The sequence below is a fragment of the Rhodococcus daqingensis genome (assembly GCF_042665615.1).
Taxonomy (GTDB): domain Bacteria; phylum Actinomycetota; class Actinomycetes; order Mycobacteriales; family Mycobacteriaceae; genus Rhodococcus_G; species Rhodococcus_G daqingensis.
Genome location: NZ_JBHTCS010000002.1, coordinates 281,106 through 294,953 on the forward strand (window position 1 = coordinate 281,106; position 13,848 = coordinate 294,953).

At 69.3% G+C, this 13,848-nt stretch carries 12 protein-coding genes; 6 read left to right on the plus strand and 6 right to left on the minus strand.

Annotated elements, in window-relative coordinates; translation table 11 throughout:
• Window positions 1-11: 11 nt before the first annotated feature.
• Together ACFQS9_RS02620 and ACFQS9_RS02625 are read left to right on the plus strand one after the other, a co-directional pair.
• Window positions 12-578, plus strand: coding sequence for a TetR/AcrR family transcriptional regulator (locus ACFQS9_RS02620; RefSeq protein ID WP_378401258.1), 567 nt, complete (start codon window positions 12-14; stop codon window positions 576-578).
• A gap of 123 nt (window positions 579-701) precedes the next feature.
• Window positions 702-1,577, plus strand: a complete 876-nt coding sequence (locus ACFQS9_RS02625) for a LysR family transcriptional regulator (protein WP_378401260.1) — start codon at window positions 702-704, stop codon at window positions 1,575-1,577.
• Window positions 1,578-1,580: 3 nt separating this feature from the next.
• Here ACFQS9_RS02625 and ACFQS9_RS02630 read toward each other — a convergent pair whose 3' ends face one another.
• From ACFQS9_RS02630 to ACFQS9_RS02645, 4 genes are all read right to left on the minus strand, one after another.
• Window positions 1,581-2,753, minus strand: coding sequence for an acyl-CoA dehydrogenase family protein (locus ACFQS9_RS02630; protein WP_378401262.1), 1,173 nt, complete (start codon window positions 2,751-2,753; stop codon window positions 1,581-1,583).
• A gap of 59 nt (window positions 2,754-2,812) precedes the next feature.
• Window positions 2,813-3,640, minus strand: a complete 828-nt coding sequence (locus ACFQS9_RS02635; RefSeq protein ID WP_378401264.1) for a translation initiation factor — start codon at window positions 3,638-3,640, stop codon at window positions 2,813-2,815.
• A 6-nt stretch (window positions 3,641-3,646) separates the two neighbouring features.
• Window positions 3,647-4,300: a chymotrypsin family serine protease gene (locus ACFQS9_RS02640; RefSeq protein ID WP_378401266.1), complete on the minus strand. Its 654-nt coding sequence runs from the start codon at window positions 4,298-4,300 to the stop codon at window positions 3,647-3,649.
• 160 nt (window positions 4,301-4,460) lie between these two features.
• Window positions 4,461-5,108, minus strand: coding sequence for a TetR/AcrR family transcriptional regulator (locus tag ACFQS9_RS02645; RefSeq protein ID WP_378401268.1), 648 nt, complete (start codon window positions 5,106-5,108; stop codon window positions 4,461-4,463).
• Between the two features lie 86 nt (window positions 5,109-5,194).
• Here ACFQS9_RS02645 and ACFQS9_RS02650 point away from each other — a divergent pair, with 86 nt between their 5' ends.
• Both ACFQS9_RS02650 and ACFQS9_RS02655 read left to right on the plus strand, forming a co-directional pair.
• Window positions 5,195-6,766 carry an MFS transporter gene (locus tag ACFQS9_RS02650; protein ID WP_378401270.1) on the plus strand — a complete coding sequence of 524 codons (1,572 nt, stop codon included), beginning with the start codon at window positions 5,195-5,197 and terminating at the stop codon, window positions 6,764-6,766.
• 104 nt (window positions 6,767-6,870) lie between these two features.
• The gene (locus ACFQS9_RS02655; protein WP_378401272.1) at window positions 6,871-7,272 is read left to right on the plus strand and encodes a DUF1801 domain-containing protein; all 402 of its coding nucleotides are present in this window, start codon (window positions 6,871-6,873) and stop codon (window positions 7,270-7,272) included.
• Window positions 7,273-7,326: 54 nt separating this feature from the next.
• Here ACFQS9_RS02655 and ACFQS9_RS02660 read toward each other — a convergent pair whose 3' ends face one another.
• Entirely contained in the window at window positions 7,327-8,592 is a 1,266-nt protein-coding gene (locus ACFQS9_RS02660) for an Nramp family divalent metal transporter (protein WP_465269909.1), read from the minus strand.
• A 178-nt stretch (window positions 8,593-8,770) separates the two neighbouring features.
• Between ACFQS9_RS02660 and ACFQS9_RS02665 the strand changes: the two genes are divergently transcribed.
• The gene (locus ACFQS9_RS02665) at window positions 8,771-9,679 is read left to right on the plus strand and encodes an AurF N-oxygenase family protein (RefSeq protein WP_378401274.1); all 909 of its coding nucleotides are present in this window, start codon (window positions 8,771-8,773) and stop codon (window positions 9,677-9,679) included.
• A 72-nt stretch (window positions 9,680-9,751) separates the two neighbouring features.
• Window positions 9,752-11,455 carry an FAD-dependent oxidoreductase gene (locus tag ACFQS9_RS02670; RefSeq protein ID WP_378401276.1) on the plus strand — a complete coding sequence of 568 codons (1,704 nt, stop codon included), beginning with the start codon at window positions 9,752-9,754 and terminating at the stop codon, window positions 11,453-11,455.
• 52 nt (window positions 11,456-11,507) lie between these two features.
• Here ACFQS9_RS02670 and ACFQS9_RS02675 read toward each other — a convergent pair whose 3' ends face one another.
• Window positions 11,508-13,829 carry an FHA domain-containing protein gene (locus ACFQS9_RS02675; protein ID WP_378401278.1) on the minus strand — a complete coding sequence of 774 codons (2,322 nt, stop codon included), beginning with the start codon at window positions 13,827-13,829 and terminating at the stop codon, window positions 11,508-11,510.
• Window positions 13,830-13,848 lie beyond the last annotated feature (19 nt).

The following is a 13,848-nucleotide window of genomic DNA, read 5'->3' on the forward strand; positions in this document are numbered from 1 at the left end:
GAATTTCGGGCATGGGAGTTCGGGAGCGCAAGGCAAGGGACCGGGAGGACCGCGAGCGCAGGATCATCGAATGTGCGCGCGGCATCGCCGAGAGCGAGGGGTGGCCGGCCGTGACGACTCGGCGCCTGGCGAACGAGATCGAGTACAGCCCGCCGGTGCTCTACGGGCATTTCCCGGAGGGCAGGGACGGCATCGTCAATGCGGTGGCGCTCGCGGGGTTCCGGGATTTCGCCGCCGCCATGCGGCGCGCCATGGACGACGCGGACGGCGCGAGCCGGCTGACCGCGTTCATCGCTGCCTACCTGGATTTCGCGGCGACCAATCCCGCCACCTACGAGGCCATGTTCTCGATGCGCCTGGGGGTGCGCTTCGCACACGAAACGACGCCGCCGGAACTGCGCGAGGGATTCGCGCTCCTGATCGCGGCGATCGGCGACCCACCTGCGGGCGACGCCGGGACCAGGGCCGAGGTCTTCTGGAGCGCGTTGCACGGGATGGCGGTGCTCACCCGCGGCCAACGACTCGACCCGGGAAACCAACGCGCACGGCTCGAGGAACTGGCCGAACTCTTCGGTTGAACGAGGTTGCCCCCTTGGTCCGACATGGCTTCCCTTCTTCCCTGGCGACGACACGAACAACGATGCCGCCCAACGAAACAGAAGTCCAACAGATAGTTCTGATGATCACTAGAATCTGCGGTTGTGGATCTCAGGCAACTGGAGTACTTCGTCGCGGTCGCAGAGGAAGGGAACTTCACCCGCGCCGCCGAGCGCGTACACATCAGCCAGTCCGGAATCAGCGCCCAGATCCGGCAGCTCGAACACGATCTCGGCGCGATCCTCTTCGACCGCTCGAGTCGGATCGCCACCCTCACCACCGCGGGCCGGGCCGCACTCGAACACGCCCGCGCCGCACTAACGTCCGCCGACGCCGTGCGACAGGCGGTCGACGAGGTGAACGAGCTGATTCGAGGCCGGCTCGTGGTCGGCATGGTCACCGCGTGCGCCGCCACACCACTGTTCGACGCCCTGTCCGAGTTTCATCTCGCGCATCCCGGGGTCGAGGTCGCCCTGATCGAGGGCCACACGGACCTCCTCGTCGAGCGCGTTCGCGCAGGCTCTCTCGACATCGCCCTGGTCGGCACGGCCACGGCCCCGCCGGCCGGGCTCGAGACGCTACCCATCCTGAGCGAAGGTCTCGTGGCGGCGGTGCCGCCCGAACACCCGCTGTCCAGCAGACGCCGCGTGACCCTGGCCGAGATCGGCCGCCACCCGATCCTGTGTCTGCCCGAGGGGACCGGGATCCGAACCGCGCTCGACCTGGACTTCGCGGCGCGGGGCATCCGCCCGAACATCGCGCTGCAGGCGAGCGATCCCGACGCGGTCGCGGACCTGGCCGTGCGCGGACTCGGGGTCGCGATCCTCAGCGAATCGATGGTCACCCCGCACGACGACCGACTGCGCAAGCTCCGCATCGCGGACGCGACGACACCGGCCGTGCTGGCCCTGGTGTGGTCGACGGATGCGAATCCGGCTCTGCGAGAGTTCGTGCGGTACAGCCGGAAAGTGTTCGCGTGATGCCTACCGGAACGCCGACGTGCCGGTCAGCGCCTGACCGATCACCAGCTGGTGCATCTCGGAGGTGCCCTCGTAGGTGAGCACCGACTCCAGGTTGTTGGCATGACGCAGCACCGGGTACTCGAGGGTGATGCCGTTGGCGCCCAGGATCGTCCGGCACTCGCGGGCGATGGCGATCGCCTCACGGACGCTGTTCAGCTTGCCGAGGCTCACCTGCTCCGCTCGTAGCTCACCGCGGTCCTTGAGCCTGCCCAGGTGTAGCGCCAGCAGCTGCCCCTTGCCGAGTTCGAGCGCCATGTCCGCCAGCTTCGCCTGGGTCAGCTGGAACGCGGCGAGCGGCTTGTCGAACACCTCGCGACTGCCCGCGTAGTCGATCGCGGTCTCCAGGCAGTCGCGGGCGGCGCCGAGCGCTCCGAACACGATGCCGAACCGGGCCTCGCCGAGGCAGCTCAGCGGTCCCGACAGCCCCTGGGCCTCGGGCAGCATCGCCGATCCGGGGAGCCGCACGTCCTCGAGCACCAGCTCCGAGGTCACCGAGGCCCGCAGCGACAGCTTGTGTTTGATCGCGGGCGCCGAGAATCCGGGGCTGTCGGTGGGGACCAGGAATCCGCGGATGCCGTCGTCGGTGCGCGCCCACACCACGGCGACATCGGCGACCGAACCGTTGGTGATCCACATCTTGGTGCCGCTCAGCACCCAGTCGTCGCCGTCTCGCCTGGCGGAGGTGCGCATCCCCGCGGGGTTGGAGCCGAAGTCGGGCTCGGTTAGCCCGAAGCAGCCGAGCGCCTCGCCGGCGGCCATCCGGGGCAGCCACTGCCGCTTCTGTTCCTCCGACCCGAAGCGGTGGATGGCGAACATCGCCAACGATCCCTGCACCGACACCAGGCTCCGGACACCGGAGTCGACCGCCTCGAGCTCCAGGCAGGCAAGCCCGTAGGCCGTCGCGCTCGTCCCGGCACAGCCGTACCCCTCGAGGTGCATACCGAGCAGCCCCATCCCACCGAGCTCGACCGCGAGTTCGCGCGCGGGCAGGGTGCCGGCCTCGAACCACCCCGCGACGTGCGGCCGGATCCGTTCCGCGGCGAACCGCCTCACGGTGTCGCGGATCGCCAGCTCCTCCTCGTCGAGTAGCGAGTCGAGCGAGAACAGTCGGGAGACGCTCTGGGGCACGGACATCGAGGTTCCTCCGCTGCGATCAGGCGCCGACGGCGCGGGTTCGTTCAGGCGCCGTTCGATCAGCTGCCGTCGGCGCCGAGGGCAGCCAGGGTGCTCTGCGCCTCCGCGAGCTGCCTGCTCAGTTCCTCGACCCGCTTGGCCGCGGCGTCGCGTGCGGCGGTGAGCACCGACGCGACAGCCTGTTCGGCGGCGGGATCGCCCAGCTCGCGTACCGCGCGCTCCACGGCGTCGGCCGACACCGGCGCGGCGCGGCCGGGGCGGCGCTCGCCGTGCGTCACGGTCACCGTCCACTCGTTGCCTGCCTCGGCGTGCAGGGTGACGCTCACGCTGGCCGGATCCTTGGGCCGCCGTGCACGCTTCGCCGGCGCGGCAGTCGGGCCGTCCGCATGAGCCGACTCCGGCTTCGGCGCGAGCGTCATCGATGCGGGGGTCTTCGGTGCGGTCACGGGCGCCTTCGCTCTGGTCGGGATGGTTGCGGTTGCCACGACCTCTGGCCGCGCGGCCTTCGCCGGAGCGGCCTTCGCCGGAGCGGCCTTCGCCGGAGCTGCCTTCGCCGGTGCCGCCTTCGCCGGGGGTGCAGCCTTGGCCGTGGGTGCAGCCTTGGCCGGAGTCGACTTGGCGCCCTTCGCCTTTGCCTGCGCCGGGTTCCGGGTCAGTCGAAGCTCGTCGGCCTCGAAGGGCAATTCGTCGTTGACGCCCTTCGGTCGCAGCATCAGGGTGGTGCCCTGCACGGAGAGCACCCGCGCGGAGCAGCCGGCGGCGAGGTTCAGGCTCGGTGTGGGTTCGATCAGGTAGACGGTGGCGCGCCTACCCGCGGCGAGCGCCTCGGTGAGCTCGGTCAGATTCTGCGCGGTGAGGCTGTCGCCGCTTCGCTTACGTGGTGGCATTCCGGGTTAGATCGGGCGATAGCCCGCACCGACGCCACCCTGGGCGTTGATGTCGGCGATGATCACGTCGATATTGGTGCCGAGTTCCGGTCCGATGCATGCGAATCCCACGTAGGCGTTGACCATGCCCACCAGGGTAGTGCCCCGCACGACCGGGGCGCCGGAGTCACCCTCGATGACGCACATCTGGGTCCACGTCTCATTCGTCTGGACCAGGTCGCCCCACGTGATGCCGCAGGTGTTTCCGGTGCGCAGGCCTTCCTTGCAGACGATGTCCGGGAAGTTGGCGGGCGCGCCCATGCCGGTGATGGTGACGCTGCCGATCCGGTTGACCGGGGTCACCTTGGCCGGGTTGAACTGGATGACCGCGTAGTCCCACTGGGTGCTCTTGGCGACCATGTGACCGACGATGCCGACTTCCTCGTTGTGCGAGGGCACAATTGCCGCGCCCGGCTCGCCGCAGTGTCCGGCCGTGATACCGACCAGTCGGCCTCCGCCGTCATGTCCGATGGTGGTCAGCGTGCACATCGCCTCACCCCCGACGATGATCCCCGATCCACCACCCATCACCGCTGGGCCGGCGGCCGCTGCGGGAAATACACCGACGAGGGAAACCGTGGCCGCCACCATGGCGAATAGCACTGCGAGTCTTTTCAACATCGTCTGTCCCCTCCGGACGTCTGTCGTCGTCATGTCTCGGCCCCATCTCACCATTGATGATCGATGCCGCTGTCGGCTGGGCCTCACGATCGAACCGTGGGGTGCCTTCGATCATAGATCCGCCACCGCGTCGACACCCAGGCTTTACAGGGGTGAGGATTCACCCCTGCGCGGCGCGGGCCGCGAGGAAGTCGTCGACGATGCGCGCGCAGGCCTCGGGGCCGAGTGGCCGCAGCGTGGCGAGTTTGGTGAACACCAGCGGCCCGAGGAGCTGCGCAAGGGCCAGCTCGTAGTCGGTCTCACCGAGCAGCGCCCTGGCCTCCTCCCCCGCGAAGATTCGGTCGAACGGGGTTCGGTACCGCTCGGCGATCTGGCTGCGCAACGACCTCAACTCCGGGCGATCGGCACCGCCTGCGCCGGCCTCGGCGGCGCGTTCGTCGAGGCCGGGACCCATTCCCAGCCAGCACAGCGCGGTCAGCTGCATCGGCGCGGCCTCGATCAGCTTCGCCTGGTCCGTGAGCAGCGCGATGAGCTGCCCCCGCAGGTCATCGCCCTCCGGCAGCGTCGCGGCGGGCGGGATCAACCGGCCGAACGCGGCCGCGACCAATTCGGTCCCGCTGTCGAAGTGCCGGTACAACGTCGCGCGGGCCACCCTCGCCGCCCTGGTCACCGCGTCGATGGTGACGGCCTCGGTGCCGCCCTTGGCCAGCAGCGCGGTCGCCGCGTCGAGCAGTCGCGCCCGCGAGCGGACTTTGCGTGGGTCCTCGCGGGGATCGGCTTCGGCCGCCTCGGCGGGCTCGTCGCCCATGCCACCTCCAATGAACGATGCGGGGTTGTGGAACCATCGGTCCTCAAACGATACTGACAGTCTTGTTTTCTCCTGCGGAGGTGCCGATGAACCGTCCGACCGAGTCCACCAAGACCAGGATGTCCGCACGAGAAGTATGGACGCTCACCGTGGTGTGCTCGGCCGTGGCGATGGTCATCGCAGCCGCGGCCGGGTTGAACTCGGCGCTCCCGGCGCTCGCGTTGGACACCGGCGCCACCCAGGGCGAGCTGACCTGGATCGTCGACGGCTACACGCTGACGCTGGCCGCGCTGCTGCTGCCGGCCGGGGCGCTCGGCGACCGCTACGGCCGGCGGGGAGTACTGCTGGTCGGGCTGCTGATCTTCGCGGCCGCCTCCGCCCTGCCGATCTGGCTCGACTCCCCGCCGTGGCTGATCGGCTCGCGGGCGATCGCGGGGATCGGCGCCGCGCTGGTGATGCCCGCGACCCTGTCCCTGCTGACCGCGAGCTTCCCACCCGAGCAGCGTTCCCGCGGCGTGGCCATCTGGGCCGGGGTCGCGGCGTCGGGCGGCATCGCCGGGCTGCTGGTGTCGGGCCTGCTGCTCGAGAAATGGCAGTGGCAGTCGATCTTCGTCGGGTTCGCCGCCGCCGCGATCGCCCTGTTCATGATCGCGTGGACGGTGCCGTCGTCGCGGGACGACGATTCCCCACCCTTCGACATCCGGGGCGCGGTGCTCGCCGTCGCGGCCGTCGGACTGCTCGTGCTCGGCCTGCTCGAGGGTCCGGTCCGCGGCTGGCTCGACCCCCTGGTGCTGCTCGCGGTCGTCGGTGGACTGCTCGCCGCTGTCGCATTCGCGGTCGTCGAGATGCGGCACGCACATCCGTTGCTCGACGTCCGCCTGTTCGGTGTGCGCGGGTTCGGCGCGGGCGCGGCCTCGCTGACCCTGCAGTTCCTGGCCTCGTTCGGATTGTTCTTCCTGATCATCCAGTACATGCAGCTCGTGCTCGGCTACAGCCCGCTGCAGTCCGGAATCGCCCTGGCACCCATGGCCGTTCCGATGGTCGCGGTCTCCGCGATCACGCCTTGGCTGATCCCCCGGGTCGGTCAGCGCGCGCTTGCCCTGTCCGGGCTGGCGCTGGCCGGGGTGGGCCTGATCCTGCTCGGCGGACTGGAGGCCGACGGCGGGTACGGCCCGGCGGTGGTGGCGTTGCTGATGTTCAGCACCGGCCTCGGGCTGTGCTCGGCCCCGGCCACCACCTCGATCATGGAGAACACCCCGGACGACAAACAGGGCGTCGCGTCCGCGGTCAACGACACCGCGCGTGAGGTCGGCGCGGCGATCGGCATCGCGGTGGCGGGCAGCCTGCTCGCCGCCACCTATACCCGCGAGATCGCGCCCGCCGTCGCCGCAGTGCCCGAGGTCGCGAAGGATCCGGTCGGAGCCTCGCTCGCGTCCGCGCTCGAGGTCGCGAAACATGCCGGCCCGCAGGGAGAACAGCTCGCCGAGTTCGCCCGGGGTGCATTCATGGAGGGGTTGTCGCACTCGTCGTACGTGCTGGCCGCGGTGATGCTGGTGTCGGCCTTGGCCGTCGGGGCGTGGGCGCCGGGTCGTCGGCGCGCCGCCATGGAAGGCGAGGCGGCGCAGGACGAGCTGGTCGCCGCTTCCGAAGCCGAGTGACCGGAAGCGCTCGCCCGATCTGATCGGATTCGCGGTGCGGGCGAGGCGGTCGGCGTGAATACTCGACGTCACGGTGAGCGACCACGACGAAGGGCGAAACGACCATGCAGACGCGGAAGTTCGGCTCGGCGGAAGGAAACGGCGGTTCCTCTCCCTCCTATTTGATCGACACGAGAATCGAGGAGCTCGGCGATTGGCGGGGGGATACGCTCGCGCGGGTCCGGGGGCTGATCAAGCAGGCCGTCCCCGACGTGGTCGAGGAGTGGAAGTGGAGAGGAGTTCCGGTGTGGTCGCACGCCGGAATGATCTGCACCGGTGAGACGTACAAGGATTACGTGAAGTTGACCTTCGCCAAGGGCGCCTCGTTGGAGGACCCCTCGGGCCTGTTCAACTCCAGCCTCGAGGGCAACACCCGACGCGCCATCGACATCCACGAGGACGACGAGATCGACGAAAAGGCGTTGACGGCGCTCATTCACGCCGCCGTGGCACTGAACACGGCCTAGGCCGGCCGGCGGTCGTGGCGCGGTGGTGGACCTACGTTTCGGGGCTCATCGGCGTCAGGCACCGGTGACGGTGAGCACCAGCAGCGCGACGTTCAGGGCGACGATGACGGACGTCGCCACCCAGGCCGCGACAGTGGTGCCACGCCGGTTGAGATGCTCACCCATCAGCCCGCGCTCGGAGGTCATCCGCACCAGCGGCACGAGCGCGAACGGGATGCAGAAGCTCAGCACCACCTGGCTGATCACCAGCGACATCGTCGGATCGGCGCCCATCGCGAGCACGACGAGGGCCGGGATGAGCACCAGGATCCGCCGCAGCAGCATCGGGATCCGGAAGTGCAGCAGCCCGGACATGATCTCCGCACCCGCCGCGCAGCCCACCGAGGTGGACGCGAGACCCGAGGCCAGCAGGCCGATCGCGAAGATCACCGCGACCGCGGGGCCGAGCGCGCCGGAGATGGCCGCATGCGCGCCCGCGATCGAGTCGGTGCCCTCGATCCCGCGCAGCGCGGACGCGGCCAGCAACAGCATCGCGATGTTGACCGAACCGGCCACGACCAGCGCGCCGACGACGTCGACCTTGGTGGCCTTGAGCAACCGGGGAAGTAGGCCCGGCTCGATGTCGCGTCCGTGCCGATCGCGCGCGAGCGCCGAATGCAGGTAGATCGCGTGCGGCATCACGGTGGCGCCGAGCATGCTCGCCGCCAGCAGCACGGTCTCGGCGCCCTCGAAGCGCGGCACCAGCCCGGCCAGCGCCTCGCCGCCCGACACGTCGGTGAACGCCAGCCCGCTGACGAAGCCGAGGGTGATGATCGCGAGCATGCTGATCACGACGAACTCGAACGTCCGCTGACCGCGACTCTGGGTGGCGAGAATCGCCATCGACACGACCCCGGTGATGAGGCCGCCGAGCGGTAGCGGCACCCCGAACAGCAGGTTGAGCGCGATCGCGCCGCCGATCACCTCGGCGAGGTCGGTGGCGACCGCGGCCAGTTCGGCCTGGACCCAGAACGCTCTGCGTTGCGCCGGGCGGAGCCGATCGCCGAGCAGCTCCGGGAGCGAGCGACCGGTGACCAGGCCGAGCTTCGCCGAGAGGTACTGCACGAGCACCGCCATCGCGTTGGCGAGCACCAGCACCCACACCAGTAGGTATCCGTACTTGGCGCCCGCGGTCAGGTTCGAGGCGACGTTGCCCGGATCGACGTACGCGATGGCGGCGACGAACGCGGGGCCGGCGAGCGCGATCAGCCGCCCCGTGGCCGAGCCGGGACGCCGAGGCGCCCGCTCCGTTGTCGCGACGCTGAGGTCCTCCACCGACAACGCCGCCCCCTCCCGATCGATGCATCCACCACCCTAGTTCGAGAGACCGTATCACCGAGTTCGGTAGACCGAACTCCGTCGCCCCTGGACGTCCGTTCGGTGACAGTTGTCACAGGGTGGAGCTAGATGTACAGTCGCAGTACCTGTTACTCGTGGTCACACAAATGGAGGAGTGTCGATGACAACCGCAACCCCGCATCGCCCCGCGGTCTCCGATCGTGAAGAAACGGCAAAGCGGTTGCTGGCGTCCTCCGCCCGCAAGTCCTACGACCCGATGATCGAGGTCGACTGGGAGGCCCCGGTCCCCGACGACAAGTACGGCCTCACCCCCGAGTGGAGCACCCTCTACGGCACCGCGCTGTGGGACGAGATGACCCTCGAGCAGAAGGTCGAGCTGACCAAGCACGAGGCGGCCAGCGTCTCCAGCGTCGGATTGTGGTTCGAGATCCTGCTCATGCAGATGCTGCTGCGCGACGTCTACGGCCGCGACAAGCACTCCCGTCACGTGCAGTTCGCCCTCACCGAGGTCGCCGACGAGTGCCGCCACTCGGTGATGTTCGCCCGGGCAGGCGAGCGCTTCGGCATGCCCAGCTACGGCCCGCACCCCGTCATCCACAAGCTCGGCCGGATCTGGGGCGGCTTCTTCAAGGGCGCCAACGCGTACGCGAGCGTGATGGCCGCCGAGGAGATCCTCGACATGATGCAGCGCGACTTCATGAAGGACGAGCGCGTGCAGCCCGTCACCCGCACGGTGAGCAAGATCCACGTCCTCGAGGAGGCCCGGCACATCCGCTTCGCCCGCGAGGAGGTCGGCCGCCGCCTGCAGGGCGCGAGCTGGACCCGACTGCAGATCGAGCGGCTCAACACCGCCGTCGTCGTCTACTTCGTGATGAAGTCGATGATCCGCAAGGACGTCTACGCGAACGCCGGCCTCGAGCCCGAGCGCGCCATCGCCGAGGCCAAGGCCAACCCGCACTACAAGGACAAGGTCCGCACGTCGGGCACCAAGCTCATGCAGTTCCTCGACAGCTCCGGCCTCGTCGGCGGGCCCTCGAAGCGCCTCTACAAGAGGGTCAACCTGCTCTGATCGGGCGGTCGGTCCGAACCCGACCGGCGATCCGCCCCGCAGCCCCAGCTCCCGCACCTAGGAACGACTCTCATGGCATACGTGATCACCCAGGCGTGCTGCAACGACGCCTCCTGCGTTGCGACCTGTCCGGTGAACTGCATCCACCCGACCCCGGACGAGGCGCAGTTCAAGACCACCGAGATGCTGTACATCGAGCCCGACACCTGCATCGACTGCGGGGCCTGCGTCGATGCCTGCCCCGTCGCCGCGATCTTCCCGCAAGACCAGCTGTCCGACGCCGACGCGCGGTACGCGGAGATCAACGCGAACTACTACGAGAAGTACCCGCTGCAGGAGGGCTGGCAGCCGCTCCAGGCGACCGACGCCAAGCGGGTCGATCTCGGCACCCTTCGCGTCGCCATCGTGGGCGCGGGGCCGGCCGCGTCGTACGCCGCCGAACAGCTCCTGGTGCACTCGGACGTCGAGGTCGAGGTGTTCGAGAAGCTGCCCACCCCATGGGGTCTGATCCGTGCGGGCGTCGCGCCCGACCATCCCGGCACCAAGGTCATCACCGATGCGTTCGAGTGGACCGCGGCCAAGGACGGCTTCCAGTTCCATCTCAACGTCGAGGTGGGTAAGCACGTGAGCCACGACGAGCTGGTGGCCAACCATCACGCGGTGATCTACGCGGTCGGCGCGTCCAGCGACCGCACACTCGACATCCCGGGCGAGGACCTCCCCGGCAGCCACGCCGCAACCGAGTTCGTGGCCTGGTACAACGGCCACCCGGACTACGCCGACCTCAGCTTCGACCTGTCCGGCGAGCGCGCGGTCATCGTCGGCAACGGCAACGTCGCGATCGACGTGGCCCGCGTGCTCACCATGGACGTCGCCGAGCTCGCCAAGACCGACATCGCCGACCACGCCCTGGAGGCCCTGCGCCACAGCAACATCCGCGAGGTGGTGCTGCTCGGGCGCCGTGGGCCCGCCCAGGCCGCCTATTCCACCCCCGAGTTCCTCGCGCTCGGCAACCTCGCGAACGTCGACGTGGTGATCGACCCGGCCGAGCTCGAGCTCGACGCGGCCAGCACGCACCTGCTCGAGAGCGGCGAGGCAGAGCCGTCCACCGCCTTCAAGGTGCAGCTGGCCCGCGAGTTCGCCGAGCGTCCGGGCACTCCCGGAAACAAGCGGATCGTGTTCCGCTACCTGGCCTCGCCGACGGCCGTGCTCGGCACCGACCACGTCGAGGCCGTCACTGTGGTGCACAACGAGTTGGTCGCCGGCGCCGACGGCTCGCTGAGCGCCCGGCCGACCGAGCACTCCGAGACGCTGGACGCCTCCCTCGTCCTACGCTCGATCGGCTATCGCGGACGCCCGCTCGAGGGCGTGCCGTTCGACGAGCGCCGCGGCACCATCCCCAACGACCACGGCCGGGTGCTGGAGTCCGTGGACGGCGCGCCCGTCAACGGCGTCTACGTCACCGGGTGGATCAAGCGCGGACCGTCGGGTGTGATCGGCACCAACAAGGCCTGCGCCAAGGAAACCGTCCGCGGGTTGCTCGAGGACTTCCAGTCCGGCAGCCTCAGCAGGCCGGTCGGCAGCCGCAAGGAGCTGACCAAGCTGATCGCCCAGCGTCAGCCCGCGCGGATCGACCACCGCGGCTGGCAGGCCATCGACGCCGCCGAGCGCGCCCGGGGCGCCGCGTCCGGTCGGCCGCGCGTCAAGATCACCGACATCGACGAGATGCTCGGCGCGTCCCGGATCCGCCGCCGGTTGCCGCTGATCAAGCGCTGACGCAAACCACGCGCGGGTTGTAGGGATTGCGGCAGGACTGCCCGAAAGGCGGTCAGCCCCGGCGCGGACGGCGCAGCCGGAGTCGGCTGTAGGTGACGACTGCGAGCACGCAACTGATGAGCACCAGCATGGCGATGTTGAGCAGCCACCACGATGAGGTGTGCTGCCACAGCGTGTCCGGCTCGGTGCCGGTGGCATTCGTGACCAGGTCCACTGTCGAGGCCGCGGCCGCGAACCCCCAGCGGGACGGGAAGAGCCACGCGAACTGTTCGAGCACGGCGCGTCCGGTGATCGTGATCAATCCTCCGCACATCACCAGCTGCGCCATGATCGTGACCACCAGCATCGGCAGTACCTGCTCGTTCGAGCGCGCCACCGACGACAACGCCAACCCGACCAGGACGCAGGAGCAGGTGGTGACGGCGATGTCCACGATCAATTCGACGGAGCCGGAAGGGATCACACTGCCCCGACCCGGAAAACCCTTGCCCACGAAGACGATCAGCACCATGATCACCGACTGCACGATCGCGGCGGCGCAGAACACGACGATCTTCGCCGTCAGGTAGGCGGACGGCAGCAGCCCGGCGGCACGTTCGCGCTGATAGACCATGCGCTCTCCGACCAGGTCGCGGATGGTCAGCGAGCAGCCCATGAAGGCGGCGCCGAGAATGAGCACCACCAGGATCTGGGTGAGTTCGCCGGAGACGGCGGCACCAGACGGACCGAACCCGGTGTCGCCTGGCACGAGCAGGGCCAGGCCGCCGAGCACGAACGGCAGCAGCGACAGGAAGATCAGGTAGCCCCGGTCGGCGCGGATCAGCCGAACCTGGCGGCGGGCGACGGTGCTCAACTGTTTGCGCCCCGAGGTGTGCGCGGGAGAGCCGAGCGGCCCGGGCGGGGTCGGTGGTGGCGCCTCCACCACCGGGCGGGTGGCGCGGTACTCGGCGAACACCCCGTCGGGGTCGGATGCGACGCGGGCGAAGATGTCGGCCCAGTCGGTGCTGCCGAGCGCGGCCCCCACCCGGTCCGGAGGGCCGACGTAGGCGGTCTTGCCGCCCGGCGCGAGGAGCAGCACCTGATCGCACATCTCGAGGTACGACAGCGAATGCGTGACGATGACGACGATGCGGCCCGAATCGGCGAGGCGGCGCAATGTTGCCATGATCTGCCGGTCGAGCGCGGGGTCGAGACCCGAGGTCGGTTCGTCGAGGATGAGTAGTGATGGACCCGTCAGCAACTCCAGCGCGACGGATGCGCGTTTGCGCTGTCCGCCGGACAGGCGGTCGACCCTGGTGGCGGCGTGTTCGGTCAGCTGCAGCTCGTCGAGCACCGTCGCGATCACCTCCTCGCGGTCGGCCCGGTTCGTGTCCGGCGGCAGCCTCAGTTCGGCGGCGTAGCCCAGCGCCTGCCGGATGGTCAGCTGCCGGTGCACGACGTCGTCCTGGGGGACCATCCCGATGCGAGAGCGCAGCACCTGGTAGTCGACGTGCACGCTGCGGCCCTCGAACTCGACCACTCCTTCCGTGGGTCTTTCCGAACCGGAGATGATGGTGGCGACTGTGGTCTTTCCCGCGCCGGAGGGGCCGATCACCGCGGTGAGACTCCCCGGTTGGGCAGCGAACGTGACGTCCTCGAGCAGCCGCCGCCCGCCTTCGATGGTGAGTCCGACGCCGTCCACACGCAGACCGCCCGCGGTCGGGGTTATCGCCTGCCGTGAAACGAGTCGGCCTTCCTGCACGCTGAAATCGGTGTTGCCGATCGTGACGACGTCGCCGTCGGTCAGCTGCGCGCGCGACACCCGGGCGCAGTTGACGAACGTTCCGTTGACGCTCCCCAGGTCGTCGATCTCGAGGCCGGACGGCACGTCGTGGACGATGGCGTGATGGCGTGAGGCCAGCACGTCCCGGACGACGATGTCGCTGTCGGGCGACCGTCCCACCGTGAGGGATCCCGCCGGGACCGCTTCGTGCGGTGTCGGGGGCTGGCCGGTCGAGGCCCCCACCTCGATCGTCGACTCGTCCCATCGACCACCCACGTCCTGTCGCGTCGCGTCGGGATCTTCGATCGAGATCCGCACGACGGGCCCCTCGACCGCGTCACCCAGGCGGACGAGGACGGGGCTCGTGACGGGGACCTGTACTCGGCGCTCGCCGTCGACGTAGATCCCGTTCTTGCTGCCGGAGTCGACGAGCTGCCATCCCTCGTCCCACCTGAGCCGTGCATGCTCGCGCGACACCACCGGATCGACGATCGTGATCTCCAATTGCGGATCCCGGCCGATGCGTACGGCTTTGCCCGCGCTGTAGCTTGCGCGGCCGTGCTCGGTCTCGACCACGACCCGCGGGTGCGCTGTGTTCGCCCGGTCGTCCATCGCCACGGCCTCCGGTCAG

Excerpts from the sequence above, each read along its gene's own strand:
- ACFQS9_RS02620 (WP_378401258.1), top strand. The coding sequence starts at position 12 with ATGGGAGTTCGGGAGCGCAAGGCAAGGGACCGGGAGGACCGCGAGCGC.
- ACFQS9_RS02630 (WP_378401262.1), bottom strand. The coding sequence starts at position 2,753 with ATGTCCGTGCCCCAGAGCGTCTCCCGACTGTTCTCGCTCGACTCGCTA.
- ACFQS9_RS02635 (WP_378401264.1), bottom strand. The coding sequence starts at position 3,640 with ATGCCACCACGTAAGCGAAGCGGCGACAGCCTCACCGCGCAGAATCTG.
- ACFQS9_RS02640 (WP_378401266.1), bottom strand. The coding sequence starts at position 4,300 with ATGTTGAAAAGACTCGCAGTGCTATTCGCCATGGTGGCGGCCACGGTT.
- ACFQS9_RS02645 (WP_378401268.1), bottom strand. The coding sequence starts at position 5,108 with ATGGGCGACGAGCCCGCCGAGGCGGCCGAAGCCGATCCCCGCGAGGAC.
- ACFQS9_RS02650 (WP_378401270.1), top strand. The coding sequence starts at position 5,195 with ATGAACCGTCCGACCGAGTCCACCAAGACCAGGATGTCCGCACGAGAA.
- ACFQS9_RS02655 (WP_378401272.1), top strand. The coding sequence starts at position 6,871 with ATGCAGACGCGGAAGTTCGGCTCGGCGGAAGGAAACGGCGGTTCCTCT.
- ACFQS9_RS02665 (WP_378401274.1), top strand. The coding sequence starts at position 8,771 with ATGACAACCGCAACCCCGCATCGCCCCGCGGTCTCCGATCGTGAAGAA.
- ACFQS9_RS02670 (WP_378401276.1), top strand. The coding sequence starts at position 9,752 with ATGGCATACGTGATCACCCAGGCGTGCTGCAACGACGCCTCCTGCGTT.
- ACFQS9_RS02675 (WP_378401278.1), bottom strand. The coding sequence starts at position 13,829 with ATGGACGACCGGGCGAACACAGCGCACCCGCGGGTCGTGGTCGAGACC.